This is a genomic window from Ruegeria sp. HKCCD8929 (assembly GCF_013031405.1).
Lineage (GTDB): Bacteria > Pseudomonadota > Alphaproteobacteria > Rhodobacterales > Rhodobacteraceae > Ruegeria.
Genome location: NZ_WPZY01000003.1, coordinates 136,163 through 161,552, shown reverse-complemented (window position 1 = coordinate 161,552; position 25,390 = coordinate 136,163). Strand labels below are relative to the sequence as shown.

Annotated in this window: 29 protein-coding genes; 12 read left to right on the top strand and 17 right to left on the bottom strand. The window is 63.0% G+C overall.

The window, feature by feature from the left end; translation table 11 throughout:
* The first annotated feature begins 74 nt into the window (after positions 1-74).
* The 7 genes from GOX53_RS05805 (at position 75) to GOX53_RS05775 (ending at position 6,436) form a co-directional block, all read left to right on the top strand.
* A complete protein-coding gene (locus tag GOX53_RS05805) occupies positions 75-437 on the top strand; it encodes a nuclear transport factor 2 family protein (RefSeq protein WP_171174324.1) in 363 nt (120 codons plus the stop codon).
* Between the two features lie 95 nt (positions 438-532).
* The gene (locus tag GOX53_RS05800) at positions 533-1,312 is read left to right on the top strand and encodes an SDR family oxidoreductase (protein WP_171174322.1); all 780 of its coding nucleotides are present in this window, start codon (positions 533-535) and stop codon (positions 1,310-1,312) included.
* Between the two features lie 2 nt (positions 1,313-1,314).
* Complete coding sequence (locus GOX53_RS05795) at positions 1,315-2,427, top strand: hypothetical protein (RefSeq protein WP_171174321.1); 1,113 nt, start codon at positions 1,315-1,317, stop codon at positions 2,425-2,427.
* A gap of 149 nt (positions 2,428-2,576) precedes the next feature.
* Positions 2,577-3,620 (top strand): ABC transporter ATP-binding protein, encoded by a 1,044-nt coding sequence (locus GOX53_RS05790; RefSeq protein ID WP_254446487.1) that lies wholly within the window; start codon positions 2,577-2,579, stop codon positions 3,618-3,620.
* Between the two features lie 163 nt (positions 3,621-3,783).
* Positions 3,784-4,566, top strand: a complete 783-nt coding sequence (surE, locus tag GOX53_RS05785) for a 5'/3'-nucleotidase SurE (protein ID WP_171174317.1) — start codon at positions 3,784-3,786, stop codon at positions 4,564-4,566.
* Entirely contained in the window at positions 4,563-5,213 is a 651-nt protein-coding gene (locus tag GOX53_RS05780) for a protein-L-isoaspartate(D-aspartate) O-methyltransferase (protein ID WP_171174315.1), read from the top strand. Before surE ends, GOX53_RS05780 begins: the two co-directional genes overlap by 4 nt.
* A gap of 62 nt (positions 5,214-5,275) precedes the next feature.
* Positions 5,276-6,436, top strand: a complete 1,161-nt coding sequence (locus tag GOX53_RS05775) for a LysM peptidoglycan-binding domain-containing protein (RefSeq protein WP_171174313.1) — start codon at positions 5,276-5,278, stop codon at positions 6,434-6,436.
* Positions 6,437-6,504: 68 nt separating this feature from the next.
* Here the strand turns inward: GOX53_RS05775 and GOX53_RS05770 are convergent, their stop codons facing one another.
* Together GOX53_RS05770 and GOX53_RS05765 are read right to left on the bottom strand one after the other, a co-directional pair.
* Positions 6,505-7,170 carry a YafY family protein gene (locus GOX53_RS05770; protein WP_171174311.1) on the bottom strand — a complete coding sequence of 222 codons (666 nt, stop codon included), beginning with the start codon at positions 7,168-7,170 and terminating at the stop codon, positions 6,505-6,507.
* Positions 7,171-7,213: 43 nt separating this feature from the next.
* A complete protein-coding gene (locus GOX53_RS05765) occupies positions 7,214-7,519 on the bottom strand; it encodes a hypothetical protein (protein ID WP_171174309.1) in 306 nt (101 codons plus the stop codon).
* 228 nt (positions 7,520-7,747) lie between these two features.
* On the opposite strand from GOX53_RS05765, the gene GOX53_RS05760 reads away from it, so the two are divergent.
* The 4 genes from GOX53_RS05760 (at position 7,748) to GOX53_RS05745 (ending at position 10,312) form a co-directional block, all read left to right on the top strand.
* Positions 7,748-7,963 carry a twin-arginine translocase TatA/TatE family subunit gene (locus GOX53_RS05760; RefSeq protein WP_171174307.1) on the top strand — a complete coding sequence of 72 codons (216 nt, stop codon included), beginning with the start codon at positions 7,748-7,750 and terminating at the stop codon, positions 7,961-7,963.
* Positions 7,964-7,969: 6 nt separating this feature from the next.
* On the top strand, positions 7,970-8,428 hold the full coding sequence (gene tatB / locus GOX53_RS05755; protein WP_171174305.1) for a Sec-independent protein translocase protein TatB: 459 nt from the start codon (positions 7,970-7,972) through the stop codon (positions 8,426-8,428).
* Complete coding sequence (locus tag GOX53_RS05750) at positions 8,425-9,351, top strand: twin-arginine translocase subunit TatC (protein WP_171174303.1); 927 nt, start codon at positions 8,425-8,427, stop codon at positions 9,349-9,351. Before tatB ends, GOX53_RS05750 begins: the two co-directional genes overlap by 4 nt.
* A gap of 118 nt (positions 9,352-9,469) precedes the next feature.
* The gene (locus GOX53_RS05745) at positions 9,470-10,312 is read left to right on the top strand and encodes an ATP-binding protein (protein WP_171174301.1); all 843 of its coding nucleotides are present in this window, start codon (positions 9,470-9,472) and stop codon (positions 10,310-10,312) included.
* A gap of 83 nt (positions 10,313-10,395) precedes the next feature.
* On the opposite strand, the gene GOX53_RS05740 is transcribed toward GOX53_RS05745, so the two are convergent.
* The 12 genes from GOX53_RS05740 to GOX53_RS05685 all read right to left on the bottom strand — a co-directional run bounded on the left by GOX53_RS05740 (position 10,396) and on the right by GOX53_RS05685 (position 20,684).
* Positions 10,396-11,040, bottom strand: a complete 645-nt coding sequence (locus GOX53_RS05740; protein ID WP_171174299.1) for an SDR family oxidoreductase — start codon at positions 11,038-11,040, stop codon at positions 10,396-10,398.
* A 42-nt stretch (positions 11,041-11,082) separates the two neighbouring features.
* The gene (locus tag GOX53_RS05735) at positions 11,083-11,331 is read right to left on the bottom strand and encodes a hypothetical protein (RefSeq protein ID WP_171174298.1); all 249 of its coding nucleotides are present in this window, start codon (positions 11,329-11,331) and stop codon (positions 11,083-11,085) included.
* 182 nt (positions 11,332-11,513) lie between these two features.
* Positions 11,514-12,974 (bottom strand): amidophosphoribosyltransferase, encoded by a 1,461-nt coding sequence (gene purF / locus GOX53_RS05730; protein ID WP_371810264.1) that lies wholly within the window; start codon positions 12,972-12,974, stop codon positions 11,514-11,516.
* A 198-nt stretch (positions 12,975-13,172) separates the two neighbouring features.
* Positions 13,173-13,727: a CvpA family protein gene (locus GOX53_RS05725; RefSeq protein ID WP_171174294.1), complete on the bottom strand. Its 555-nt coding sequence runs from the start codon at positions 13,725-13,727 to the stop codon at positions 13,173-13,175.
* A 42-nt stretch (positions 13,728-13,769) separates the two neighbouring features.
* Positions 13,770-15,134, bottom strand: a complete 1,365-nt coding sequence (gene radA / locus GOX53_RS05720; RefSeq protein WP_171174834.1) for a DNA repair protein RadA — start codon at positions 15,132-15,134, stop codon at positions 13,770-13,772.
* Between the two features lie 131 nt (positions 15,135-15,265).
* Entirely contained in the window at positions 15,266-16,048 is a 783-nt protein-coding gene (locus GOX53_RS05715; protein WP_171174292.1) for a DNA repair protein, read from the bottom strand.
* Positions 16,049-16,190: 142 nt separating this feature from the next.
* On the bottom strand, positions 16,191-16,640 hold the full coding sequence (locus tag GOX53_RS05710) for a paraquat-inducible protein A (RefSeq protein ID WP_171174291.1): 450 nt from the start codon (positions 16,638-16,640) through the stop codon (positions 16,191-16,193).
* Positions 16,641-16,782: 142 nt separating this feature from the next.
* Positions 16,783-17,145: a hypothetical protein gene (locus GOX53_RS05705; protein WP_171174290.1), complete on the bottom strand. Its 363-nt coding sequence runs from the start codon at positions 17,143-17,145 to the stop codon at positions 16,783-16,785.
* Positions 17,142-17,888, bottom strand: coding sequence for an ABC transporter ATP-binding protein (locus GOX53_RS05700; protein ID WP_171174289.1), 747 nt, complete (start codon positions 17,886-17,888; stop codon positions 17,142-17,144). Before GOX53_RS05700 ends, GOX53_RS05705 begins: the two co-directional genes overlap by 4 nt.
* Positions 17,885-18,667, bottom strand: a complete 783-nt coding sequence (locus GOX53_RS05695) for an ABC transporter permease (RefSeq protein WP_171174287.1) — start codon at positions 18,665-18,667, stop codon at positions 17,885-17,887. Before GOX53_RS05695 ends, GOX53_RS05700 begins: the two co-directional genes overlap by 4 nt.
* Positions 18,664-19,698 (bottom strand): alanine racemase, encoded by a 1,035-nt coding sequence (alr, locus tag GOX53_RS05690; protein ID WP_171174285.1) that lies wholly within the window; start codon positions 19,696-19,698, stop codon positions 18,664-18,666. The genes GOX53_RS05695 and alr overlap by 4 nt, the downstream gene beginning before the upstream one ends.
* A 47-nt stretch (positions 19,699-19,745) precedes the next feature.
* Positions 19,746-20,684 carry an isopenicillin N synthase family oxygenase gene (locus GOX53_RS05685; protein ID WP_171174283.1) on the bottom strand — a complete coding sequence of 313 codons (939 nt, stop codon included), beginning with the start codon at positions 20,682-20,684 and terminating at the stop codon, positions 19,746-19,748.
* A 383-nt stretch (positions 20,685-21,067) separates the two neighbouring features.
* Here GOX53_RS05685 and ppk2 point away from each other — a divergent pair, with 383 nt between their 5' ends.
* Entirely contained in the window at positions 21,068-21,859 is a 792-nt protein-coding gene (gene ppk2, locus GOX53_RS05680) for a polyphosphate kinase 2 (RefSeq protein ID WP_171174280.1), read from the top strand.
* 17 nt (positions 21,860-21,876) lie between these two features.
* Here the strand turns inward: ppk2 and GOX53_RS05675 are convergent, their stop codons facing one another.
* From GOX53_RS05675 to pyrC, 3 genes are all read right to left on the bottom strand, one after another.
* Positions 21,877-23,367, bottom strand: coding sequence for a replicative DNA helicase (locus GOX53_RS05675; protein ID WP_171174278.1), 1,491 nt, complete (start codon positions 23,365-23,367; stop codon positions 21,877-21,879).
* Positions 23,368-23,568: 201 nt separating this feature from the next.
* On the bottom strand, positions 23,569-24,246 hold the full coding sequence (locus GOX53_RS05670) for an orotate phosphoribosyltransferase (protein ID WP_171174276.1): 678 nt from the start codon (positions 24,244-24,246) through the stop codon (positions 23,569-23,571).
* A gap of 70 nt (positions 24,247-24,316) precedes the next feature.
* Positions 24,317-25,354, bottom strand: a complete 1,038-nt coding sequence (gene pyrC / locus GOX53_RS05665; protein WP_171174275.1) for a dihydroorotase — start codon at positions 25,352-25,354, stop codon at positions 24,317-24,319.
* Positions 25,355-25,390: the final 36 nt, after the last annotated feature.

Below are 25,390 nucleotides of genomic sequence, written 5' to 3'. Positions count from 1 at the left end.
AAGCCATAGGGGTGTCGCGAATCGTGTGGATATGGCAAATAGAACGTATAGTGAACAAATGATGGAGTGGATTGATGAATTTGAAGGAAATCGCAGATGAACTGGTGGCCGGATGCCGCGAGAACCGGGCCAAGGCCAATCTGGACAAGCTCTATGCCGCCGATGCGGTTTCGGTGGAAGCTGCGGACATGCAGGGCATGGGGCGCGAAGCGCAGGGGCTTGAGGCGATCCACGGCAAACATGAATGGTGGGAAAGTGCAAATGAGGTCACCGGTGGCTCGGTCAGTGACCCGTTCTTGCACGGTGATGACCGGTTCGCCGTGGTCTTCGAAGTGCAGGGGACGATGAAGGAAAGCGGCGAAAGCTTCGATATGCGCGAGGTGGCGGTTTATCACGTCGCTGACGGCAAGATCGTGCGCGAGGAGTTTTTCTACTGATCCGCTGATACCTGGATTTTTCACAATGGATGCACTGGCCTGCTGATCCGGGCCAGTGTTAGGTGTGTGCGAATACCTTTGATGGGAGAGCAAGGATGGATCTGGGAATTGCGGGTAAACGCGCGCTGGTCTGCGCCAGCAGCAAGGGGCTGGGGCTGGGTTGTGCTCAGGCGCTGGCTGGGGTGGGTGTCGATCTGGTGATGAACGCGCGCGGGGCCGACGCGCTGGAACAGGCCGCCGACCGGATTCGCGCTGAACATGGCGTGCAGGTGCAGACCGTGGCTTGCGATGTGACCACGACCGAGGGGCAGGCGCAGGTGATCGAGGCGGCGCAGGGCGTTGACATTCTGGTGACAAATGCGGGCGGCCCGCCGCCGGGCATGTGGTCGGATTGGGAGCGTGAGGATTTCATCAAAGCGCTCGATGCCAATATGCTGACGCCCATTGCCTTCATGAAGGCGCTGCTGCCGGGGATGATGGAGAAAGGCTGGGGCCGGGTGGTCAACATCACCTCGCAATCCGTGCGTGCGCCGATTGCCGTGCTCGGTCTCTCGAACGCGGCTCGCACCGGGCTGACCGGCTATGTCGCGGGCACCGCGCGGCAGGTGGCGCCCAAAGGCGTGACCATCAACAACCTGCTGCCGGGCATCCACGCCACAGACCGCGCCGATGCGCTGGATGGTGGGGTGGCCGGCCAAAAGGGCATCTCGCTGGACGAGGCCCGGGCCGAGCGCGCTGCCACAATCCCGGCACGGCGTTACGGCACCCCTCGGGAGTTCGGTGCCGCCTGCGCGTTCCTGTGCTCGCAACATGCCGGGTTCATCGTCGGCCAGAACATCCTGCTGGATGGCGGCGGCACCAACCTGACGATGTGATCATGGCGCAGGGGTTTTCGCTGAAAGATCAGCTTTTTAACGCCGAAAAGACCCGCTATCTGGCGGAGCTTTTTGCCGCCGCCGAGCCCGGGTTCGATGCCAGCGCGTTCGAGGCGCAGGTGATGGCGCGGCTGCCGGAACTGGAGCTCAAGGAGCGGATCAACTGGATCGCAACCTGTCTGGCTGAGGCGCTGCCGGGCGATCTGCCCGAGGTGGCGCCGGTGATCTTGCGGGCACTGCCGCCGCCGCTCGATCCGTCGCTGAGCGATGACGATTTCGGCGATTTTATCTTCGCGCCTCTGGGCGAATGGGCGGGGGCGGTCGGGCTCGACCACCCGGAGCTTGCGCTCGATGTTATTGAGGCGCTGACGCAGCGCTTCTCCATGGAATGGGCGATCCGGTTATTCTTGAACCGCTGGCCGGGTGAGGTGCTGGACCGCATGCAGGCGTGGTGCGATCATTCGCATTACCATGTGCGGCGGTTGGTGAGCGAAGGGACAAGGCCTCGCCTGCCATGGGGCATGGCGGTAGAACTGGAACTGACAGCCCCGCTGCCACTGCTCGATCGCCTGCATGGCGACCCTACCCGCTACGTGACTCGCTCGGTGGCCAATCACCTCAACGATATCGCCAAGAAAGAGCCCGAGCTTGTCCTGAAGCAGTTGGCGGCGTGGCGTGAGGAGGGGCGGCAAAAGCCAGAGGAACTGGCCTGGATGACAAGTCACGCCTTGCGCGGCCTGGTCAAGGGGGGGCATCCCGGCGCGATGGCGATGCTGGGCTTCGACCCCGACGCTGCGCTTGAGGTTGCCATAGCCCTCAACGGCGAGGCCCGGATTGGCGAGGCGCTGGAATTCGACCTGCACCTGACTGCACCAGAGCGGCAACCCGTGCTGGTGGATTATATCATTCACTTTCAGCGGCCTGGGGGCAAAGTCTCACCCAAGGTACACAAGCTGAAACAGGCGGTGATCGACGGTGGGGCGCTGAAACTCAGCAAGCGCCACAAGCTGAAAGGCAACGCCACCACCTTCAAGCTGATACCGGGACCGCACCGGTTGGAAATACAGGTGAACGGCCGCGTCCGCGCCGGGGTGGAGTTTGACCTGAAAGCATGACCTTACCGGGCCACAGGGGGCCGCTGACGCCTTGCGCCCGAGGGGCGGGGTTGTTATCCCCGCCCAAGCCCGATGGATTTGATCGGGAAAGGCAATGGGGTCCATCGGTGACGGTCAAGGCAGATCCTCCGCGTCTGGAAATCCGCAATATGATGCGCGCGTTTGGCGGGCGTACCGTGGTGGATGACGTTTCGCTGAGTATTCAGGCAGGGCAGGTGACCTGCCTTCTGGGCCCGTCGGGCTGCGGCAAGTCCACGACGCTGCGGATGATCGCCGGGGTCGAGATGCAGGACTGCGGCGAGATCTATGTCGATGGCAAGCTGATTTGCGACACGGTCTTTCGCGTACCGCCCGAACGGCGCGAGATCGGGCTGATGTTTCAGGACTTTGCCTTGTTTCCACACCTCAGCGTCGCCGATAACGTGGCCTTTGGCCTGAAAGGCTCGAAAGAGGAAAAGCGAACCCGGGTAGAGGAGCTTCTGGCCAAGGTCGACCTGCTGCGCTTCATCGACGGCTATCCGCATCAGCTTTCGGGCGGCGAGCAGCAGCGGGTGGCACTGGCGCGGGCGCTGGCGCCACGGCCCCGCATCATGCTGATGGACGAGCCGTTCTCGGGCCTCGACAACCGACTGCGGGATGGCATCCGGGACGAGACGCTGAGCATCCTCAAGGACGAGGACGCCGCCGTGCTGCTGGTCACGCATGAACCGGAAGAGGCGATGCGCATGGCAGACGAGATCGCGCTGATGCGGCGCGGCAGGATCGTGCAGCAGGGCGCGCCCTATAACGTCTATACCCGGCCCGCAGACAAAGCAGCAGTGGCATTTTTTAGCGATATCAATGTGCTGAAGGCGCAAGTTAATGGGGCCTTGGCGCAGACACCATTCGGCCAGTTCCTGGCGCCGGGTATTCCCGATGGCACGGATGTCGAGATCGTGTTCCGTCCCCAGCACGTGAAACTCGACTTCGACCGCGGCGGCAAGGGGCCGATGCCCACCCCCAGCGACGGAGTGGCGGCGCGTGGCGTCGTGCAGCGCGCGCGGTTTCTGGGCAATGAAAGCCTTGTCGAGTTCCGCATGGACCATGATGGCTCAACCCTCAAGGCGACGGTGCCCAACGTGTTCATGCCGCAGCAAGGACGGGTGATGTGGCTGACCGTGCGGCGGGACCGGTGTTTCGTCTTTCCCGCCTAGGCGCGGGCGGCATCGTCGAGCAGGCGTATTTTCAGCAAGAAGAAGCGGCGGGCGCATTTTCCCCACGATTGGTGCGCGAATGCCGCAGGTTGGGCCGCGCGATTGCTTGCCGCGATGCGGGGCCGGGTCTATCAAGGGCGAAACCGGGGACGGAGCGGGCGGTATGCGAATTCTTCTGACCAATGATGACGGCATCAGCGCGCCGGGGCTGACCGTGCTGGAGGGAATCGCCGCCGAGCTGGCCGGGCCGGATGGCGAGGTCTGGATCGTCGCGCCCGCCTTCGAGCAGTCGGGCGTGGGTCATTGCATCAGCTACACCCACCCGATGATGATCGCCAAGATGGGCGAGCGGCGGTTCGCGGCCGAAGGCTCACCGGCCGATTGCGTGCTGGCCGGGCTGCATGACGTGATGAAGGACAACCCGCCGGATCTGGTGTTGTCCGGCGTCAACCGGGGCAATAACTCGGCGGAAAATGCGTTGTATTCCGGGACATTGGGCGGCGCGATGGAGGCCGCGTTGCAGGGACTACCGGCCATCGCCCTGTCGCAATATTTCGGGCCGCGCAATCTGGGGCTGGAAAACACGTTCGAGACGTCCCAGCGGCACGGGGCCGAGGTGGTGCGCCGGATACTCGATACCACACCTGCCGAGGACAAGGACTATCGCCTGTTCTACAATGTCAACTTCCCGCCCGTTCCGGCGGATGAGGTGTTGGGCACAAGGGTGGTGCCGCAGGGATACCGCCGCGATACGCATTTCGGGGTCGAGCCGCACAGCTCGCCCTCGGGGCGCCGGTTTCTATGGATCAAGGGCGGCTATCAGCACAACCCGACCGCGCCCGGAACCGATGCGGCGGTGAATTTGGAAGGCTATATCTCGGTCACGCCGATGCGGGCCGATCTGACCGCGCATGATGCGCTGGCGGCACTGAAGGCAATCGAATGAGCGGACCGGATCCGGAAACCAAGATGCAATTCCTCTTTGCGCTGAGGTCCAAGGGGGTCACGGATGCGCGCGTTCTGGCGGCGATGGAGGCGGTCGATCGCGGCCTGTTCGTCAAGGGCCTGTTTGCCGGGCGCGCTTATGAGGACACGCCGCTGCCGATTGCCTGCGGGCAAACCATCAGCCAGCCCTCTGTTGTGGGGCTGATGACGCAGGCGCTGAACGTTCGGTCTCGTGACACCGTGTTGGAGGTGGGCACCGGCTCGGGTTATCAGGCGGCGGTGCTGGCGAAGCTCGCGCGGCGGGTCTACACGGTCGAGCGGCATGCCCGGTTGGTGCGCGAGACAGCACAGCTGTTCCGTGATCTGCAGCTGACCAATATCACCGCGCTGCTGTCGGATGGATCCTTTGGATTGCCGGAACAGGCGCCCTTTGATCGTATCATCGTGACCGCCGCCGCCGAGGACCCTCCGGGCCCGCTCTTGGCGCAGCTCAAAATCGGCGGTATCATGGTGGTACCAGTGGGCCAGTCGGACGCTGTGCAAACCCTGATCAGGGTGCGGCGGACCGAGGATGGCTTGGAATATGACGAGTTGCGGCCCGTCCGTTTCGTGCCCTTGTTGGAAGGGCTTGGCAGGGACGGGGCGTAGCGGACTAACAGCGTGGAACGCCAAAACCCCGGTCAACAGGGGGCGGCATTGAGGATAGCGAGATGAATGCAGTTTTCCGAACTGTTTGGGGCCGCCAGATGGCGGCAGTTGCGGCGTTGGTGGTGCTGGCGGGCTGCGAAGGGCCGCTGGATTATGACCTGCGCGGAAAGGTCGGTGGCTTCTCGACCACGCCTGCGGCCCAATCGGCCAGTACGGCACCCCGGCCCAACCCGGATGCGCGCGGTGTAATCACCTACCCGAATTATCAGGTGGCGGTGGCTCGTCGCGGTGACCGGTTGGCCGACGTGGCGACCCGTGTCGGGCTGCCGGCAGCCGAGCTTGCGCGCTACAATGGGCTGGACACCGACGTGGCGCTGCGCGAAGGCGAAGTGATCGCCTTGCCGCGCGCGGCCGCCGGCACCGGTGGCGTCGACATCGCTGCCGTGGCTGGCAGCGCCATCGAGACCGCGCCGGATACCAGCCCGGTTCAGACCACGACTTTGGCGCCGGCCAAACCGGCGGCGCCGGTCCCCGCAGGCCCCGAGCCTGTTCGCCACAAGGTGAAACGGGGCGAGACGGCCTATACGATCTCGCGGCTATATCAGGTGCCGGTCGAGGCGCTGGCCGAGTGGAACGGGCTAGGTTCCGATTTCGGGGTGCGTGAAGGGCAGTATCTGCTGATCCCGGTCAAGGACCAGCCCGCGCCTAAGCGGACTGCGGCGGTAGCGCCGGTCACGGATGTGACGCAGCCGGGGCAGGGCTCTCCGACGCCGACACCGCCCAGTGCGACGCAGCCCTTGCCGGATGAAAAGGTGGCCGCCAAGGCGCCGGAGGAACCGGATGTGAAGGCCGAGGCGCCGAGCAACGCCAGCACTTCGGCACTGGCCCTGCCGGTGTCCGGTAAGATCATCCGGCCTTACAGGAAGGGCAAGAACGAGGGCATCGACATCGCCGCCGCTCCGGGGACGGCGGTGCAGGCCGCCGAGGCGGGGACCGTAGCCGCGATCACTTCGGATGCCGATCAGGTGCCGATCATCGTGGTGCGCCACAAGGATAACCTGCTGACGGTTTATGCCAATGTCGAAGGCATCACCGTGGGTAAGGGGGATCGCGTCAAGCGCGGTCAGAAGCTGGCCCAACTGCGTGGTGGCGACAATGCCTATGTGCATTTCGAAGTTCGTAAGGGCTTCGATTCCGTCGATCCGGCACCGTATCTGAAGTGATCCTATATGGCCCGTTCCGGGCCATTGCCTTCGGCACGCGTATTTTTGGCAAGAAGAAGCTGGGGCGCTCAGGGCTGGTAGTCGCTGAGGCATTTACCAGGTTCGTCGGTGAAAAGCTCGGGCAGGGGTGTGACGTCTTCGATCAAATCCACGCGAAAGACACGGAACGCTTGACGCAACTCGCACCATGCGGTCAGGGTCCAGACGCGGCCCCAGTATTCCATGTGCAGCGGGCGGATGGTGCGTTCCGTTAGTGCGCCATCGATGCGGCGATAGGCAAGGTGCAGTTTCTGCCGGGACTTGATCGCGGCGCGCAGCGGCGCCATGTGGCTGAACCCGCGCGCGGCGTCGGCAAAGGGGTAGACTGCGAATTTCCAAGCATCGGCCTCGGCCACGGTCTGGGTTGGCAGTACCGCGTCGATCTTGTTTGCCAGCGACTCGGCGGCGGCCTTGAGCTCGGGATCTGCGGCCTCGGCCACGATGGCCATGCCCAGGTTGAGCGCCTCGAGCTCGGCGCTGGTCAGGTTCAGAGGCGGCAGCGTGATCTGCTCGCGCACCATGTAGCCCACGCCGCGCTCACCCTCGACCGGCACGCCCGAGGCCACCAGCGTATCCATGTCGCGGTAGATGGTGCGGACCGAAACCTCGAGCCGGTCGGCGATGTCCTGCGCGCGGTGCAGCTTGCCGTCGCGCAGGATCTGGATGATGTCGAACAGGCGGTCGGTGCGGCGCATGGGACTACCCTTGGCCTGCCGAGCTACCTTCCGTCAAGCGCCGTCAGGCGGCCATGTCCCAGCGCACCGCTTCGTGCCGGATCTGAACACTATCGGCGGCAATGGCGGCCATCAGCGCCGGGGCGAACTCCTGCTGCGGAAACGCTGCTGCCGCCTTCTGCGCCGTTTCCATATCCCGCCAGATCACGTAGTCGGTCCAGCGTCCGTCCGCACCCTGGCTGAGTTGGCGGTGGACGAAACCCGGCGCGGCGCGGACAAACGCCTCGGAAGTCTGGTTGAGCGTGACGAACCTTTCGGGGCTGATGCCATCGGCCAGCGAGAAGGTGACGATTTCGGCGACATGGGTCATTTCGGATACTCCTGTTTTTGATGTCGATGAGCTGGACCTAGCAAGAAGCAACTGACATAAACCTGTCAGTTGGACACGGCTTGGGTAGATTCCGTTCAGATTTGATCGGATTCCCGGGCGATCCGGGGCGCATCCGCTTTTCCCCCGGCGCGCTCCTGCGCTACATCAGGCGCAGAAACATCCTCGGGGCGCGCGCAAAGCGCCCAAAGACGTGAAGGAGACATTCACATGCTGAACAATATCGGGCTTCCCGGCCTTCTGCTGATCGCCGTCGTCGTGTTGGTCCTTTTCGGACGCGGCAAGATCAGCTCGCTGATGGGCGAAGTGGGCAAGGGCATCACCGCCTTCAAGAAGGGCGTCAAGGACGGCACCGAAGAGCTCGAGCAGGACGTTGCCGAGACCGCCAAGGACGTGACACCCGAGTCCGAGAAAGACAAGGCGTAAACGCGCATGTTTGATCTGGGCTGGACCGAGCTTCTGGTCATCGGCATCGTCGCGCTGATCGTGGTGGGCCCCAAGGACCTGCCGGTGCTCTTTCGCAATATCGGGCGCTGGGTCGGCAAGGCACGTGGCATGGCGCGCGAGTTCAGCCGGGCGATGAACGAGGCCGCCGACGAAGCCGGGGTGAGCGAGATCCAGAAGAGTATCAAGGCCGCCACCAATCCGATGAGCACCGCGATGGACGGGGTCAAGCAGGCCGCGCAGGACATAGCCAAGGATATCGATCCGACCAAGTTCGACCCCGACAGCGAGACCGGCAAGCTGGCCGCCGAGCGGGCCGAGCAGGCCAAGAAGATCCAGGCCTCGACCGCCCGCGCTGCAGCCGAACGCAAGGCCAAGGAAGCCGCTGAAGCACTGGCAAAGGCCGAAGAGGCCGAGGCCGCGCTCAACACCGAGACCAAATCATGAGCAAGACCGACGAGATCGACGATTCCTCAGCTCCGCTGATCGAACATCTGGCCGAGCTGCGTACAAGGCTGATCCGGTCGGTGATCGCCTTTGTGATCGGTATCGTCGTGGCGTTCACCGTGGCCGAGCCGATCCTGCAGTTCCTGCTGCATCCGATCGAGGAGACCCTGCGCGAACTCGGCGACCCGTCCCCGACGATGCAGTACACGTCGCCGCAGGAATACCTGTTCACGCTGTTCCGGATCTCGATGGTCTTCGGCTTTGCGCTGGCCTTTCCGGTGATCTCCTACCAGATGTGGCGGTTCGTGGCGCCGGGGCTCTACCGCTCCGAAAAGGGGGCGTTTCTGCCGTTCCTCATCGCCTCGCCCTTCATGTTCCTGCTGGGCGCGACATTTGCGCAATTCGTGGTCACGCCGCTGGCCATGCAGTTCTTTCTGGGCTTTGCCGATGTCAGTTCGATCTTTGCCAACCTTCTGACCACTGCCGCAGGTGATGTACCGGCAGAGGTCGCCGTTGTGCCCGAGTCGGCGGACGGGGTGAAAATCACCTTCTTCGGGAAGGTCAACGAGTCGCTCGACATCACGCTAAAATTCATCATCGCCTTCGGCCTTTGTTTCCAACTGCCGGTGCTGCTGACCCTGATGGGCAAGGCCGGTCTGGTCAGTGCCGAGGGGCTGGGCGGAGTGCGCAAATATGCGATGGTCGGCATTCTGGTGCTGGCCGCGCTGGTCACACCGCCGGACGTGATCACGCAGATCATCCTCTTCACCGTGGTCTACGGCCTCTACGAGGTCTCGATCTTCCTAGTCGCGCGGGTCGAGCAGAAGCGCGAGGCGCAATTGCGCGCCGAAGGCTACTACGATGATGAGGAAGATGAGGACGACGCCATGATGGCCGAATTCGAAGAGGGCGAAAACAAGTAACCCCGCAGGACGCTTGAACATCAAAGGCGCGCCCGATCCGTGGCGCGCCTTTTTGCGTTGCAAGTCTTGTTGCGGCGCCGCGAACATGGTTTGAACCGCCAGAGCATTGGAGGAGCGCATGGAGACCCAAGCCCTGACCCGCATCGCCGAGGCGCTGGAGCGGATGGCGCCCGCGCCGCTGGCCGCCCCCGATTTCGCCGCTGCCCCGGCCTTTGTCTGGCGTGTGGAGCCCGACCGGCTGGAACCGGTGCATCAGGTCAACCGCGTCGATCTGGACCTGCTGGTAGGCATCAACCGTTCCCGCGACACGCTGCTGGATAACACGCGCCGGTTTGCGAATGGGTTCAAGGCCAACAACGCACTTTTGTGGGGCGCGCGCGGGATGGGCAAATCGAGCCTCGTCAAGGCGGTGCACGGCACCCTGCAACCCGAACACCTGGACCTGAAACTGGTGGAGCTGCAACGCGAGGATATGGGCTCGGTTGCGCGCCTGCTCAATCACCTGCGCGCCGCGCCGCACCGGTTCATCCTGTTCTGCGACGACCTGTCGTTCAGCCATGACGACCAGCATTACAAATCGCTCAAGGCGGTGCTGGATGGCGGCATCGAGGGCCGCCCGGAAAACGTCGTCTTCTATGCAACTTCGAACCGCCGCCACCTGATGCCGCGCGACATGATCGAGAACGAACGCTCCAGCGCCATCAATCCGTCCGAGGCGGTCGAAGAAAAGGTCTCGCTCAGCGACCGGTTCGGCCTCTGGCTGGGCTTCCACCCTTGCGATCAGGATGAATACCTGGCGATGATCGACCGCTATTGCGCGGCCTATGGGGTTAGCGTCGAGGCCGAAACCCTGCGCGCCGAGGCCATCGAATGGCAGGCGACACGTGGCGCCCGCTCGGGCCGGGTGGCTTGGCAGTTCTTCGTCGACCTCGCAGGCCGCAACGGGGTCCACATCCAATGAAAACGGCGCCTCGCAGGGCGCCGCCATATCTTCATCTTTTCAAAAATACTCCCGCCGGAGGCATGGCCCGGAACGGGCCATATTTACAGCATCGCCACAATGCGCGCCGCCTCATCCGTTGGCGATGTCAGCACCGCCCGATCCTCGCCCGGATGGAAACGCGCGCGCAGGGCGGTGGGCATCGGTACGGGTTCCACGATAGTCACGCGCGGCCCGGTCTTGACCGTCTCGGCGGCCCAGCTGCGCGCCAGCGCCATCTGCGCCGCCTTGCTGGCGCCATAGGCGCCATAGAACTTCTCACCCGCCTTGGGATCGTCAAAGAACACGGCCTGACCCTCTGTGCCCAGCAGTGGTGCCACGTAAGGGATCAGTACTGAGGTTGCGGTGGCATTCACCGCCACCGACTTGGTCCAGTCCTTGGGATCGACCGAAGGGGCAGGGGTCAGCGGCGCGGTGTGGATCGCGGTGTGCAGCCAAAGGTCCAACTTGCCCCAGCGATCATGGATGCCCCGGCACAGTGTTGCCATGGCTGCGGGCTCGGTGATGTCCATGGGCGCCAGCGTGGCGGCCCCGCCTTTGGCCCGGATACGGTCATCCAGCTCTTCCAGTGCGCCGGTGGTGCGGGCGACAGCGACGATGTGGTGGGTTGGGGCCAGAGCCTCGGCCAGCGCAGCGCCCAGGCCGCGCGAAGCACCGGTGATGAGGGCGAGTTTAGTCTGATCGGTCATGGGCGCGGTTTGAACCCGCGCGCCCGGCCCGTCAAGCCGCGATCAGCTTCCGGGGATGTCGATCCGGCGGGTCTGGCCGCTTTGTCGCAGCAAAACTCCGGTCTTGTCGATGGCCACGACGGTACCCGAGGCCACCCGGCTGCCCGGCTTGACCTCTTTCACCCGCCCGCTCGACAGGCGCATCAGCGCGCGCAGATCGCTGGCCGGGCCGAACACGCCCAGAACCGACACGGCATTCCTGCTCAGCGCGCCCTTCTGCGTGGCCGCGCCCTTGACTTTCGAATTCGACATGATGTGCGGTCCGGGCAAAACCCGAACCCCTTTGATGAGTGGTTGCCGCGCTGGTATCAAACGCCCCGAGGATGGAAAAGGGGCGGTGGATCACAAAGGCGAAACCATGCCGCCACGTCGTTTTGCGCTATGAAAAAAGGGCCGAACGGCCCCTTTGCCTGGATCGCATTGTTCCTGCTTGGTTATTCCGCCGCAGGTTGCATTTTGAAGCCTTGTTCGACCATATCGGCCGGCGTCACCGGGTACTCGCCCGAGAAGCACGCATCGCAATATTGCGGGCAGCCTTTGTCGCGTCCCTGCGATTCGCCCACGGCACGGTAGAGCCCGTCGAGCGATATGAATTTCAGGCTGTCGACCGCCAAGTGTTCGGTCATCTCCTGCTCGGTCATGGTCGCAGCCAGCAGCTTTTCACGTTTCGGCGTGTCGACGCCATAGAAGCAGGGCCATGCGGTGGGGGGCGATGCGATGCGGAAATGCACCTCCTTGGCGCCTGCATCCAGGATCATCTCCTTGATCTTGCGGCTGGTGGTTCCGCGCACCACCGAGTCGTCCACCAGAATGACCCGTTTTCCCTGAATCAGCGCCCGGTTCACATTCAGTTTCAGCCGCACGCCCATGTTGCGGATCTGCTCGGTCGGCTCGATGAAGGTCCGGCCCATATACTGGTTGCGGATGATCCCCATGGCGTAGGGAATGCCCGACTCCAGGGAATAGCCGATGGCCGCAGGCGTGCCGCTGTCTGGCACAGGGCAAACCAGATCGGCCTCGACCGGGCTTTCCTTGGCCAGCTCACGCCCGATGGCCTCGCGTGTCTCATAGACCGAGCGCCCGCCCAGGATCGAGTCGGGGCGTGAGAAATACACGTGCTCGAAGATGCAGAACTTCGACGGTTGGGGGCGGAAGGGGAAATGGCTCTCGACATTCCCGTCCTTGGTGATGACCACCATCTCGCCCGGCTCGATCTCGCGGATGAACTCGGCGCCGATGATATCGAGCGCGCAGGTTTCAGAGGACAGGCACCAGCCTTCGCCGATCCTGCCCAGCACCAGTGGGCGCACGCCCAGCGGATCGCGCACGCCGATGAGCTTGGTACGGGTCATGGCCACGACCGAAAACGCGCCCTCGACCCGGCGCAGCGCGTCCTCCATCCGCTCGGGGATGTTGCGCTGCAGGGAGCGGGCCATCAGATGGATGATGCATTCGCTGTCCGATGAGCTTTGAAAGATCGAGCCGCGCTCGATCAGTTCGCGCCGCAGTGAGTTGGCATTGGTGATGTTGCCATTGTGGGCAATCGCCGCGCCGCCCATTGAGAATTCGCCAAAAAACGGCTGCACGTCGCGGATCGCCGTCTGGCCCTTGGAGCCTGCCGTGGAATAGCGCACATGGCCGATGGCCAGCGGCCCCGGCAGGGTCTTCATGATATTGGCCGAGGTGAAGTTGTCGCGCACATAACCGAAGCGGCGGGCGTTGTTGAACCCTTGCTCGGGGTCATGGCTGACGATGCCGCCGGCCTCCTGTCCCCGATGTTGCAGGGCGTGCAGCCCGAGTGCGACGAAAGTTGCGGCATCTTTGACGCCGTTGACACCGAATATCCCGCATTCCTCGCGGAGTTTGTCGTCGTCAAAAGGGTGGGCGAGGGGCATCTGCGGGCTTTGCAAGGCAGGCAGCTCCGATTCCATTGCAGGTCTGGCCCCCACATAATGCCTCAGACCGCTGCTGTCATCAAAGGATCACAATCGCGTTTTGCCGCAGGCGGGCTGCGGTTTTCCGGTCACGCGTCCGGTCAAAGAAAATGCCCGGACCAGAGGCCGGGCATGTGCTTGTTCGAGGTGTATCCGGGATCACTGGGCGCAGGTGCCCACCAGATCCTCGTATTGCTGCGTGACCCAACCCAGCGCCTGTTCGGGGTTCTGTTCCTCGATCTTGTCGCTCATCTGGGCAAAAACCAGCGCCGAGCGGCTTTCGTCCACGATGGTAAAGTTCTGGCCGGTCATCACGGTGTCGTAGACAAAGAAGGCGATCGCCACCAGCAGGATGCCGCGCGCCACGCCGAAGAAGAACCCAAGCGCCTGATCCAGACCACCAAGGGCCGAACGCTGCACCAGCGAGGAAAACAGCGGGGTAAAGACGCTGACCACGATCAGCGCCAGCGCAAAGACGGCGGCAAATGAGGTGATCACCGACAACTCGCAACTGTCTCTGAGGAATTCGCCAACAACCGGAACCTCGCGGATCAGCGGCATCGCCTGCGGGGCGAAGATGAAGGCAAGGATGGCGGCGCCGACCCAGCCGAGGATCGCCATGGTCTCGCGCACGATGCCCCGCGAATACGCCAGAAGCGCCGATAAAACGATGATCAGGGCAACGACCCCGTCAATAATGGTGAAACCTTCCATGGCCCTCGCCTGTTCTTTCCTCTGCCCTTTTTGGGCGCGATCCTAACCTGCCCCGAACGTTTCGCCAACAAAGCCGGTCAAATCACCGGGCCGGGTCAGTGTCAGTCCTGCAACAGTGCCGGTTTTGCCACCCGCCGGAGCAATCGCGGCTGTGAAACCAAGTTTTTGCGCCTCTTTCAACCTGTTTTCGGTCTGTGAGGCGGGTCTGAGCGCGCCTGAGAGGGAAATCTCGCCAAAAACCACACAATCGGCGGGCAGGGCGGCGTCTTCGCGCGCACTCAGCAGTGCGGCTGCAACGGCCAGATCGGCGGCGGGTTCCGAGATTTTCAGGCCGCCGGCCACGTTCAGATAGACATCGAGCCCGGCAAAGGGGATGCCGCATCGCGCCTCGAGTACCGCAAGGATCATCGCCAACCGTCCGCCATCCCAACCCACCACGGTGCGGCGGGGCTGTGAATGGGGCGACGGGGCGACCAGCGCCTGCAACTCGACAAGCACCGGCCTTGTCCCCTCGATCCCGGCAAAGACCGCCGAGCCCGGGCTGGGCGCGCCGCGTTCGGAGAGGAACAGGGCAGAAGGATTGGTGACCTCGGCCAGCCCTGCGCCGGTCATCTCGAACACGCCGATCTCGTCCGCCGGGCCAAAGCGGTTCTTGACGGCGCGCAGGATGCGGAACTGATGACCGCGCTCGCCTTCGAAATAGAGTACGGTGTCGACCATGTGCTCGACCACACGAGGGCCTGCGATCTGGCCCTCCTTGGTGACATGGCCCACCATGATGATCGAGACACCCTGGCGCTTGGCAAAGGACGTCAACTCATGCGCGGCGGCGCGGACCTGGCTGACCGAACCCGGAGCGCTGTCCACATTGTCGGCCCACATGGTTTGAATCGAATCGATGATGGCCAGGCCGGGTTTTTCGGCCTCGAGCGTGGTGAGGATGTCGCGCAGATTGGTCTCGGCGGCCAGTTGCACCGGTGCATCTGCCAGCCCCAGCCGCCGGGCGCGCATGCGCACCTGCGCGCTGGCCTCTTCGCCGGAAACGTAGATCGTCTTGAGCCCGGCGCGGGCGAAGCGAGCGGCGGCTTGCAACAGCAGGGTGGATTTGCCGATCCCCGGATCACCGCCCACGAGGATCGCCGAGGCGGGTACCAGCCCACCGCCCAGCACCCGGTCCAGTTCGGCCACGCCACAGAGCGTGCGGGGCGGCGGCGCTTCTTCGGTGGCCAGATCGGACAGTGCGATGGCCTGCCCGCGCCGGGTGCCCAGCGATTTCGAGGCGGGGCCTGCCGAGAGCGGCGCCTCTTGCACGATGGTGTTCCATGCGCCGCAGCCGTCGCAGCGTCCGGTCCAGCGGGCATGGGCGGCCCCGCAGGCGGAGCAGGAGAAGGATTTCGTCTTTGTCATGGCGCCCTTGGTGCCCGAGGCGGGGCGGCTCTTCAAGCCCTTGCGGGCATTCATCGCCACCGGTGGCTCGGCCTCTCCTCAGGCCCGGCGGGCCCTCGTCGCGGCCGGGCGGCCCTGACGGGCCTTGGCGCCTACTCCGCGGCGCGGGGCGGTTGCATGGCGATGACGCTGGCGGCCGAGGGATCGCTGCCGTCGGGCGGCGAGCGGAGCTGGGCCGAAAGCTCGGGCAGCAGTTCGAAAAGCTCATCGCGCAACCGGGCGAGATGGGATTTGGCGATGGCCTCTTCGATCTCGACATCGCGGGTCCATTGCCGCAGCTCGTGCATGATGATCTTGGCCTCTTCTAACCGTTCTGTGAACAGCGCCATCTCCTCCTGCCGCTGCCGCAGAAAGGTTCGAGCGCGCTCGACCTTGGTCTCGGAATAGACCTCGGCGATTTCATGGCTGACCTGACTCATCTGCGCGGCCAGTTCCAGCACGCCGGGTTCTAGATCGCCCAGGTCGGGATGCTGGCTGAGAAAGGCTAGCCGTTCCTTGACCGCGTCGAACTCGGAGGCAAGTTGAAATTGCTCACCACGGTCTGCGCGATGGGCGATCTCGTAGGCTTGCACCACGTCCTGCATCCCGAGCGCAAAGCTGCGATGCGTGTGCTCAAGCGCCATGATGCGGGCATTTGCGGGCAGGTAGAAGGCCAGCATCAGGATCAGGGCCGTGAGTGCGATCTGCGCGATCATGCCCGCCTGTGGATGCAGCGTGTCGCCAAGCCCGGCCTGAACCGAGAGCCACGGCCAGACGTCAACAGCGGCCAGTAAAGTGGCGGTCACAGACAGTAGGGCGGCAACGCAGATGAGAGCAAAGGTCAGGCGGAAAAACCAAGTGTGTAAGTGATAAGTAACTGTGTGAAGGGCGGTCATAAAAACCCTCTCCTTTCGAAACCGGACGTGTGCCGGACCCGGGTGGGAGAGCCATGAACCAATCAGGACGATCCGCAACGGATCCAAACTCGAAATAAACTTTGCTGCTCGAATGTCCCGATGATAGCATAAATTATCGTTTTTAATCAATCATATGTTGTTTCATCTTTGTTTCAGTCAGGTGCCCCAGCAGGAATGAGACCAGAATGCAGCCGGTGAAGAGATAAAGGCCCCAGGCGGTCTCGATCGTGGCATAGGAAATGCCTTTGGCCAGCGTGATGTAGAGTGCAATGAGGAAGATATCGGCCATGGCGAGCTTGCCAAGGATGTGCAGGACGGGTTGCACACGCGGGTCGAGAAGTTGCCACTGCACCAGCGCCAGACCGATGGTTTTGAGATAGGGCGCGAAGAGGGCAAAGGCGGTGACCACGAGGGCGAGGAACACGTCCGAGCGCCAGAGCGACTGCAGGCCGGTGATGACGCTGATTTCGCTGAGGCCGAAGATCGGCAGGAGACCCGCGCGCATCAGGGGGGCGAACCACGCGATGGGGTAGAGGATTAGCAGGGAGAGGGTGGCGAGGCGGAGGGACATGGGCCAAGAGGTAGGGGGTTTGGGGGCTGTGCGCAACGATTTGGGCGCGCGATAGGTTACACAAAGTTCGACGACTATGCTGTGGATGCTTTTACTGAGGTATCGCGTTGATGCCAGGCGGGGCGGCGGAAGGCCGCACGGATTATCCCAAGTACAGCACGCCGAAAACCACATATGCTGTGACCAGCGTCAAAACTATGGAGATGGCTGCCAAAACCGGTGCGGTACCCTTGACCAAAGCGCGGATGAGAAGCCCTATGATGGCGGACCAACTCAGGATTATCGGCAGGACAGGTATCCAACTTTGTGTGAGCCAGGCCGGCGAAGCGCCGGGCAGAAAGAAAGAAAAGAGAATCCAGGCGCAAACAAAAAACGGCAACGCGATAAGAGAGGTTCCGGTGAGTCGAAGGGGTGTAACCCGCCGCAACTTCCAACCGGTCGCCATTGTCGAAACGGCAGCCCCGAAAGGGCTGGCCAGCATAAGAGCTAGCATCGTGGCGTTCACCGCACCGCCTCAATCGGCCCCTCGGCGCTGCCGGTGATGAACTGCTCCAGATAGGGATCGCCCGAGGCGTCCATCTGGCTTACCGGTCCGGTCCACTGGATCACGCCGTCATGCAGCATCGCCACGTTGTCGGCAATCGCGCGGACCGAGCTCATGTCGTGAGTGATGGTCATCGCGGTTGCCCCCATCTCGACCACGATCTCGCGGATCAGGTCGTTGATGACGCCGGACATGATTGGGTCCAGACCGGTGGTGGGTTCGTCGAAAAAGATGATCTCGGGCTCGGCGGCGATGGCGCGGGCCAGACCCACGCGTTTTTGCATGCCACCCGACAGTTCCGAGGGGTAGAGGTCGGCCACCTTGGCGCGCAGGCCCACGCGGCGGAGTTTCTCGATGGCGATCTCGCGCGCCTCGTCTGCAGGGCGTTTCAGCGAGCCGCGCAGCAGGCGGAAGGCCACGTTCTGCCAGACGGGCAGCGAGTCGAACAGCGCGCCGCCCTGAAACAGCATCCCGAACCTGGCCAGAAACGCATCCCGGTCGCCGGTTGAGGCGTCCTTGCCGTCCACATAGATCTTGCCGCTATCGGGCGCGATCAGCCCGAGGATGCATTTCAGCGCCACCGATTTGCCGGTGCCCGACCCGCCGATGATGACCATGGACGAGCCCTTGGGGATCTCGAGGTTCAGGCCCTGCAGCACGTGGTTGTCGCCAAAGGTCTTGTGCACGTTCTCCATCCGGATCATAGCGAGAAAAACACCCCTGTCAGAACGAAGTTGGCGGCCAGGATCAGCACGGCTGCGGCCTCGACCGAGCCTTTGGTGGCGCGGCCCACGCCCTGCGCGCCGCGGCCCGAATTCATGCCGTAATAGCAGCCCATGATGGCGGCGATGACGCCGAAGGCGGCGCCCTTGACCAGGGACGAGACGATGTCACGGAGCTCCAGGAAATCCACGGTGTTCTTCAGGTAAGCCGCTGAGTTGAAACCCAGATTCTGCGTGGCAACCGTATAGCCTCCGGCGATGCCGATGATGTCGCCCACGCCCACCAGCACCGGCACCGTGACCAGCGCGGCCAGCACACGGGGCGCGGTCAGGTATTTCATCGGATGGGTCGAGAGCGTGACCAGCGCGTCGATCTGCTCGGTCACTTTCATGGTGGCGATCTCGGCAGCAATGGATGAAGTCACGCGCGCTGCGATCATCAGACCCACCAGCACCGGGCCCAGCTCGCGCACCATGCCGATGGCAACGATCTGCGGCACCACGGCCTCGGCATTGAAGCGGGCGCCGCCGGCATAGATCTGCAGCGCCAGCGCGCCGCCGGTGAAGATGGCGGTCAGGCCGACGACCGGCAGTGACAGCCAGCCGATGTTCAGCAGCGCCCAGAAGAACTCGCGCGGGTAATAGGGCGGGCGAAAGATATGCGACAACGCATCGAGGCCGAACAGGGCCACGCGGCCAAAGGCGGCCAGCACGGTCAGAACTACACGGCCGATCCGGGCCAGAAGGCGGGCAGGGGTCATGCCACGTAGTCCCGGGTATAGCGCGAGCCGAGCGAGGTGAGGATCTCGTATCCGATGGTGCCTGCGGCCTCGGCCAGATCGTCCACGGTCTGATGCCCGTTGAGGATGCGCAGACTGTCGGGGATATCTTGCACGTCCGTGACGTCCACGGTGATCAGGTCCATCGAGACCCGGCCCACCATCGGGCATGGCTGACCATTGGCGAACGCGTCGATGCCACCGCCGATAGCGCGCTGCAGCCCGTCGGCATATCCGGCTGACACGGTGGCGATGCGTGAGGCCCGGCGCGCGGTCCAGGTGTTGCCATAGCCCACGGTTTCACCCGCGGCGACGTCGCGTACCTGAATGACCGGCAGATCGACGGTGATAACGGGGCGTGCCTCGGCAAAAGGCAGACCGCCATAAAGGCCGACGCCAGGGCGGCAGAGGTCGAAGTGATACTCCGGCCCGAGCAGCAGGCCCCCGGTGGCGGCCAGCGAGCGGGGGACCTGAATGCCGTCGGTGATTTCCTTGAAATTGCGCAGCTGACGCTGGTTCATCCGGTGATCAGGCTCATCGGCGCAGGCCAGATGCGACATGATCAGAACCGGTTTCTTGCCAAGCGCGATGTCACGCAGCGCAATCCAGTCGACAGGCTCAATGCCCAGACGGTTCATGCCGCTGTCGAGCTGGATGCCAAAGCGATGATCCGGGAGTGCCTCGAAGTGGCGCAGCAACTGCTCGCCCGAGTTCAGCATCGGCACCAGATCGTGATCGCGCAGCAATTCGGTGTCGCCCTGCATATGGCCCGAGAACACGCCGATCATCGGACCGGGCCCCACGGCGCGGCGCACGGCTGCGCCTTCTTCTGCCACCGCAACAAAGAAGGTACGGGCGCCCGCCCCGGCCAAGGCCTTGGCAGCGGGCTCCACGCCCAAGCCATAGGCATCCGCCTTGACCACGGCGGCGGTCTCGACACCCGTTTTTGCGTCAAGCGCCCGCCAGTTGTCGGCGAGCGCGGTCAGATCGATGGTCAGTCGTGCACTACTCATGGCCCCGTTCATGACATCGGCGCGCGGCAGGTCAAGGGGGAATTGCCCTAACCCTGCGTGGGTTTATGGGCGTCATAGGCCGCTTCAAGCTCGCCGCGTAGGAAATCGGCGAAAAGCAGCGGTGGGAACTGTGGGCTTCCTGTTCCCGGGAGCGGCTCAATCACGGTGTTCACATGCGGATCGTAGAAAAACGGGCAACTATACCGCTCACGGCCTGAGCGGTTGATGACGCGGTGCGGGGTGGACAGGAGCCTTCCGTTGCTCATCCGGTGCAGCATGTCGCCCACATTGACCACGAAACTGCCGGGGCGCTTCGGTACATCCACCCACGCTCCCCCTGGGGTCTTTACCTGCAGCCCGCCCACATCGTCCTGCGCCAGCAGGGTAAGACAGCCGAAATCCGTGTGCGGGGCCGAGCCATAGAGGTCATCCGGACTGGCCTGCGGTTGCGGAGGGTAATGTAGCAGACGCAGCCACGTGGTCGGTATTCCGAACGCTTCGAGTGCAGAGAAATCAGTGATCTCAACCGCTTGCATGGCGATCTTCATCAGTCTCAGTCCCAACTCGGACATGGCCGCGGTATAGGCCTCAAGCGTCTCGCGAAAGCCCGGCAGGTCGGGCCAGCGATTGGGGCCCGAAAGGTAAACATCCGGATCCGCCGCCACGTCCTCGCGCATCATCATGAAGCTGGCGGACTGGTTGGGCTTGGTCACATCGGCGAGGGTCGAGTTTACATCCGTGGAAGTGTTGATCGGGATATAACCGCGATGGGTGCGGTCGACGGCGATGGCCATCTTCTCGGCCAGTGGCAGCGCGTGGAACCGGCGCGAGGCATCGAACACGCCCTCGACCAGTGCCGGATCGACGCCGTGGTCTTCGATATAGCCAAAGCCGGTGGTGCCGTATGCGGCACGAAACTCGGTTGCGATCTCGGCATCGGGGCGGTCACCCAGCCGGATGACGGGGATTTCTGTGAATTCGGTCATGGGACTCTCGTTCGTTTACGGGAAGGTCAGGGGCAAGAAAGGCGCCCCGCGCTAACCCGCAAAACGTTTCCGGCGGTGGCCGTAATGACGCGCCAGGATCATGCGGCGCGGCAAAGGGGAGAGGTTCCGTGTCATGCCCGATCAGTGGCGCGAGACGCGCGGCGCGTCAAGGGTGTTGCGCGCGGGCTGCAGAGCTTTGCCTGGTTGAATTGGTCGCAGGTCAGGTTTGGGCGCTTAACCCCTTGGGACTCAACGTGCTAAAGAGTCACAAATCGGCAGCTGCACTGAATTCGATCCGGGCAGCCGCGCAGAACTACCGTTTCGTCGTCTGTCGATGGCCCGGTGACCCACGATGCGATTTTCAAACCCCGCGGGAGGCCCAAATGAAGAAAATCTCGAACAAGGCATATGAGGCAGAACTCGCCCGGCTTCAGATCGAATTGGTAAAGCTCCAGGAATGGGTCAAGAACACGGGCCACCGGGTTGCCATCGTCTTTGAGGGGCGGGATGCGGCGGGCAAGGGCGGCACCATCAAGCGCATCACCGAGGCCATGAACCCTCGAATCTGCCAGGTCGTCGCGCTTCCGGCACCGACCGAGCGGGAAAAGTCGCAATGGTACTTTCAGAGATATGTCGCGCATCTGCCAGCCGCTGGCGAGATCATCATTTTCGACCGCTCATGGTACAACCGAGCCGGCGTCGAGCGCGTGATGGGGTTTTGCACCGATGAAGAATACAAGGAGTTCATGCGCAGTTGCCCGGAATTCGAGCGGATGCTGGTCCGCGCGGGCATTCAACTGATCAAATACTGGTTCTCAGTCAGCGACGAAGAGCAGGAACGCCGGTTTCAGAAGCGGCTCACCGATCCCACCAAACAGTGGAAACTCAGCCCGATGGATCTGGAAAGCAGGAAGCGCTGGGTGGATTATTCCAAGGCCAAAGACGACATGTTCTCACACACCGACATCAAGCAGGCACCTTGGTATGTGGTGAATTCCGATGTGAAGAAACACGCCCGGCTGAATTGCATCAGCCATCTTCTGTCACTGATACCTTATGAGGAAATCGAACGTTCAAAAGTGGTGCTGGAAGAACGCCCGCCGCAGCGGGGGTATGTCAGGCCGCCAATTGATGATCAGACCTTTGTGCCTGAGGTTCACTCGAAGCTTGTGTAGTGGTCCCGGCCAGTGCCCTAGTACCCTTCAATCTCGCCGCCCTGTTGCCAGGGTTTGACAAGATTGCCAAAGCGGGTGAACTGCGCCTCGAAGGAGAGCTCGACCGTGCCGATGGGGCCGTGGCGTTGCTTGCCCACGATGACCTCGGCCTTGCCGTGCAACTGCTCCATCGCAGTCTTCCAATCTTCCATCTTTTCCAACTCATGATCGCCGGGCTTTTCGCGTTCCTTGTAGTATTCCTCGCGGAACACGAACATCACCACGTCGGCATCCTGCTCGATCGAGCCTGATTCCCTGAGGTCGCTGAGTTGCGGCCGCTTGTCGTCCCGGTTTTCTACCTGACGGCTGAGCTGCGAGAGCGCGACGACAGGGATGTTCAGCTCTTTGGCGATCGCTTTCATCCCCATGGAAATCTCGGCGATCTCGTTCACCCGGTTGTCCGCCATGCCCCGGCAAAGCTGCAGGTAGTCGATCACCAGCAGGTCCAATCCATGGGTCCGTTTCAGCCGCCGCGCACGGGCGGCGAGCTGAGAGATCGGCAGGGCGGGGGTGTCGTCGATGAAGAGGGGGCAGGCCTCCAACTCCTTGGCGGCGTTGACGAAACGGCGGAATTCGGATTCCGTCATGTCGCCCTGTCGGATCTTGTGGGAGGAAATCTCCGAGGCTTCGGCCAGCACCCGGCCTGCCAGTTGCTCGGCGCTCATCTCCAGAGAGAAGAACCCCACGACGCCGCCATCGACCGCGCCTTCGGAGCCGTCCGGTTTCTGCCCGCGCTTGTAGGATTTGGCCACGTTGAAGGCGATGTTGGTCGCCAGCGAGGTTTTTCCCATCGACGGGCGCCCGGCCAGAATGATCAGGTCCGACGGATGCAGGCCGCCCAGCTGCTTGTCGAGATCGGCCAGCCCGGTGGAAATTCCCGCCATGCCGCCGCCGCGCTGGTAGGCTTCGTTGGTGACGTTGACCGCCTCGGTGACCGCCTTCAGGAAGGATTGGAAGCCCTGTTCGGTTTGTCCCTGCTCAGAGAGCTGATAGAGCTGCTGCTCGGCCTCGACGATCTGCTCCTTGGGTTCCGAGGCCACATCGACCCGTGCCGCCTTATCCGAGATGTCGCGGCCCAGCCGGATCAACTCGCGCCGGATGGCCAGATCATAGATCATCTGCGCATAGTCGCGGATGGCAAAAGCGGAAATCGAGGCCCCGGCGAGGTTGACCAGATAGGCCGCCCCGCCCAGTTCTTTCAGCCCCTCATCCTCGGCCATGAAGGATTTGAGCGTGACGGGTGAGGCCAGCGCGTTCTTGGCGATGCGCGCTGCGGCCACCTCCCAGATGCGGGAATGCACCGGGTCGTAGAAATGCTCCGGCCCGATGATCTGGGCCACCCGATCGTATAGATCGTTGTTTGTCAGTATGGCCCCCAGAAGCTGCTGCTCCGCCTCCACCGAGTGGGGCATCGTGTCGGCATTCTGGATCTGGGCCGGAGCCTGCTCGATATTGCTGATCTCGTTCATTGCTGCTCTCACCGTCCCTTGGGACAAAGTCCATAGCGGAGCGCCCTGAGTCGGCGCAAATTGTATGTTTTCTGGGGATATGCTGTGCATATCTCGCCGCCCTATCATATTGAAGGATGAGGGTGCGCCACGTCAACATGTTGTGGGCGTGACGCTTGGCGAACGACAAGCGTCTCAGTCCAGTTTACGGCTTTCGTTGGGTCAACCTTTGCGTGCTTCCTGCCAGGCGCGTGGGTCATTCAGGAAGACCTCGACACCATCCAGAGTTTCCTGATCGAATGCACCCTGCGCCTTGGCCTCGGCCAGCACGTCCCACCAGGTGCACAGGTGATGCAGTTGCACGCCGTGATCGCCCAGCGTCTTCTCGGTCTCGGGGAAGATGCCGTAATAGAAGATCACCGCCGTATGCCCGCAGGTGGCGCCGGTATCGCGGATGGCATCGACAAAACTGAGTTTCGAGCCGCCATCGGTGGTCAGATCCTCAACCAGAAGCACGCGTTCGCCTTCGCTCATCGCGCCTTCGATCCGAGCATTGCGGCCATAACCCTTCGGCTTTTTCCGCACATACGTCATCGACAAAGCCATGCGCTCGGCCACAAAAGCGGCAAAGGGAATGCCTGCGGTCTCGCCGCCCGCGACGTTGTCGAACTCCTCGAAACCCGCGTTCCGCATCACGGTGACGGTCAGGAAATCCATCAGTGTCGATCGGATACGCGGGTAGGAGATCAGCTTGCGGCAGTCGATATAGGTCGGGCTGGGCAGTCCGGATGCCAGCGTAAATGGTTCGCGCGCGTTGAAATGCACCGCCTTGATTTCCAAAAGCATCCGCGCGGTCAGGCGGGCGATTTCGGTGGCGTCGGGGTAGCTGGAAGGGATCATGCTCACATCCTCGGTTCTGGGGCGGAGGGTGCGGGAGCCTCCGGCGGGAGTATTTGTCAAAAAGATGAAGTCAGGTCACGCGCCAGTGCAGCGGGAAGCCAGGGTCGAACACGGTCACCGGGCCATCGCCGGTGTCGATCTTTTCCGGATAAGTCACCGGCGCGCCTTTGGTTAGGGTGATCGTGTCCTCGTTCACCGGCAGGCGGTAGAAGGCCGGGCCGTTGAGTGAGGCGAAATCTTCGAGCTTGTCCAACGCGTTTTCCCGTTCGAACATCTCGGCCAGCAGCGACATGCAGTTGGTGGCGGTGAAGCATCCGGCACAGCCACAGGCGCTTTCCTTGTTCGGATCGGTATGCGGCGCGCTGTCGGTGCCGAGGAAGAATCGCGCGTCGCCGGACGTGGCGGCGGCCAGCAGCGCGAGGCGGTGGTCCTCGCGCTTGGCCACGGGTAGGCAGTAGTAATGCGGTTTGATCCCGCCCACCAGGATGTGGTTGCGGTTGATGATCAGGTGATGGGCGGTGATCGTGGCGCCCAGATCGGCCTCATGCGCCTTGACGTAATCCGCACCGTTGGCGGTGGTGATGTGCTCCATTACCACCCGCAGGCCCGGTGTTGCCTTGCGGATGGGGTCCAGAACCCGGTCGATGAACACCGCCTCGCGGTCGAAGATGTCAATGTCGGCGTCGGTGACCTCGCCATGCACGCAGAGCGGCAGGCCGATCTCAGCCATCTTCTCGAGCACGCCACGCACCTTGTTGAAATCCTGCACGCCCGAGGCCGAGTTGGTAGTCGCGCCCGCAGGATAAAGCTTGACCGCCTTGACCAGCCCGCTGGCATGGGCGGCGGCGACATCCCGCGCGTCGGTGTCCTCGGTCAGGTAGAGCGTCATTAGCGGTTCGAACGACATGCCCTCGGGCAGGGCGGCCAGAATACGGTCGCGATAGGCGGCGGCCTGCGCGCCGGTCACCACGGGCGGGATCAGGTTGGGCATGATGATCGCACGGGCAAAGCGGCGCGCGGTTTCGGGCAGGACGGCCTGCAGCATCGCGCCATCGCGCAGGTGCAGGTGCCAGTCGTCGGGGCGGCGGATCGTGAGGCTCTGGGTCATGACGCCCGGCTAACACAGCTCTTAAGGCCGGGAAAG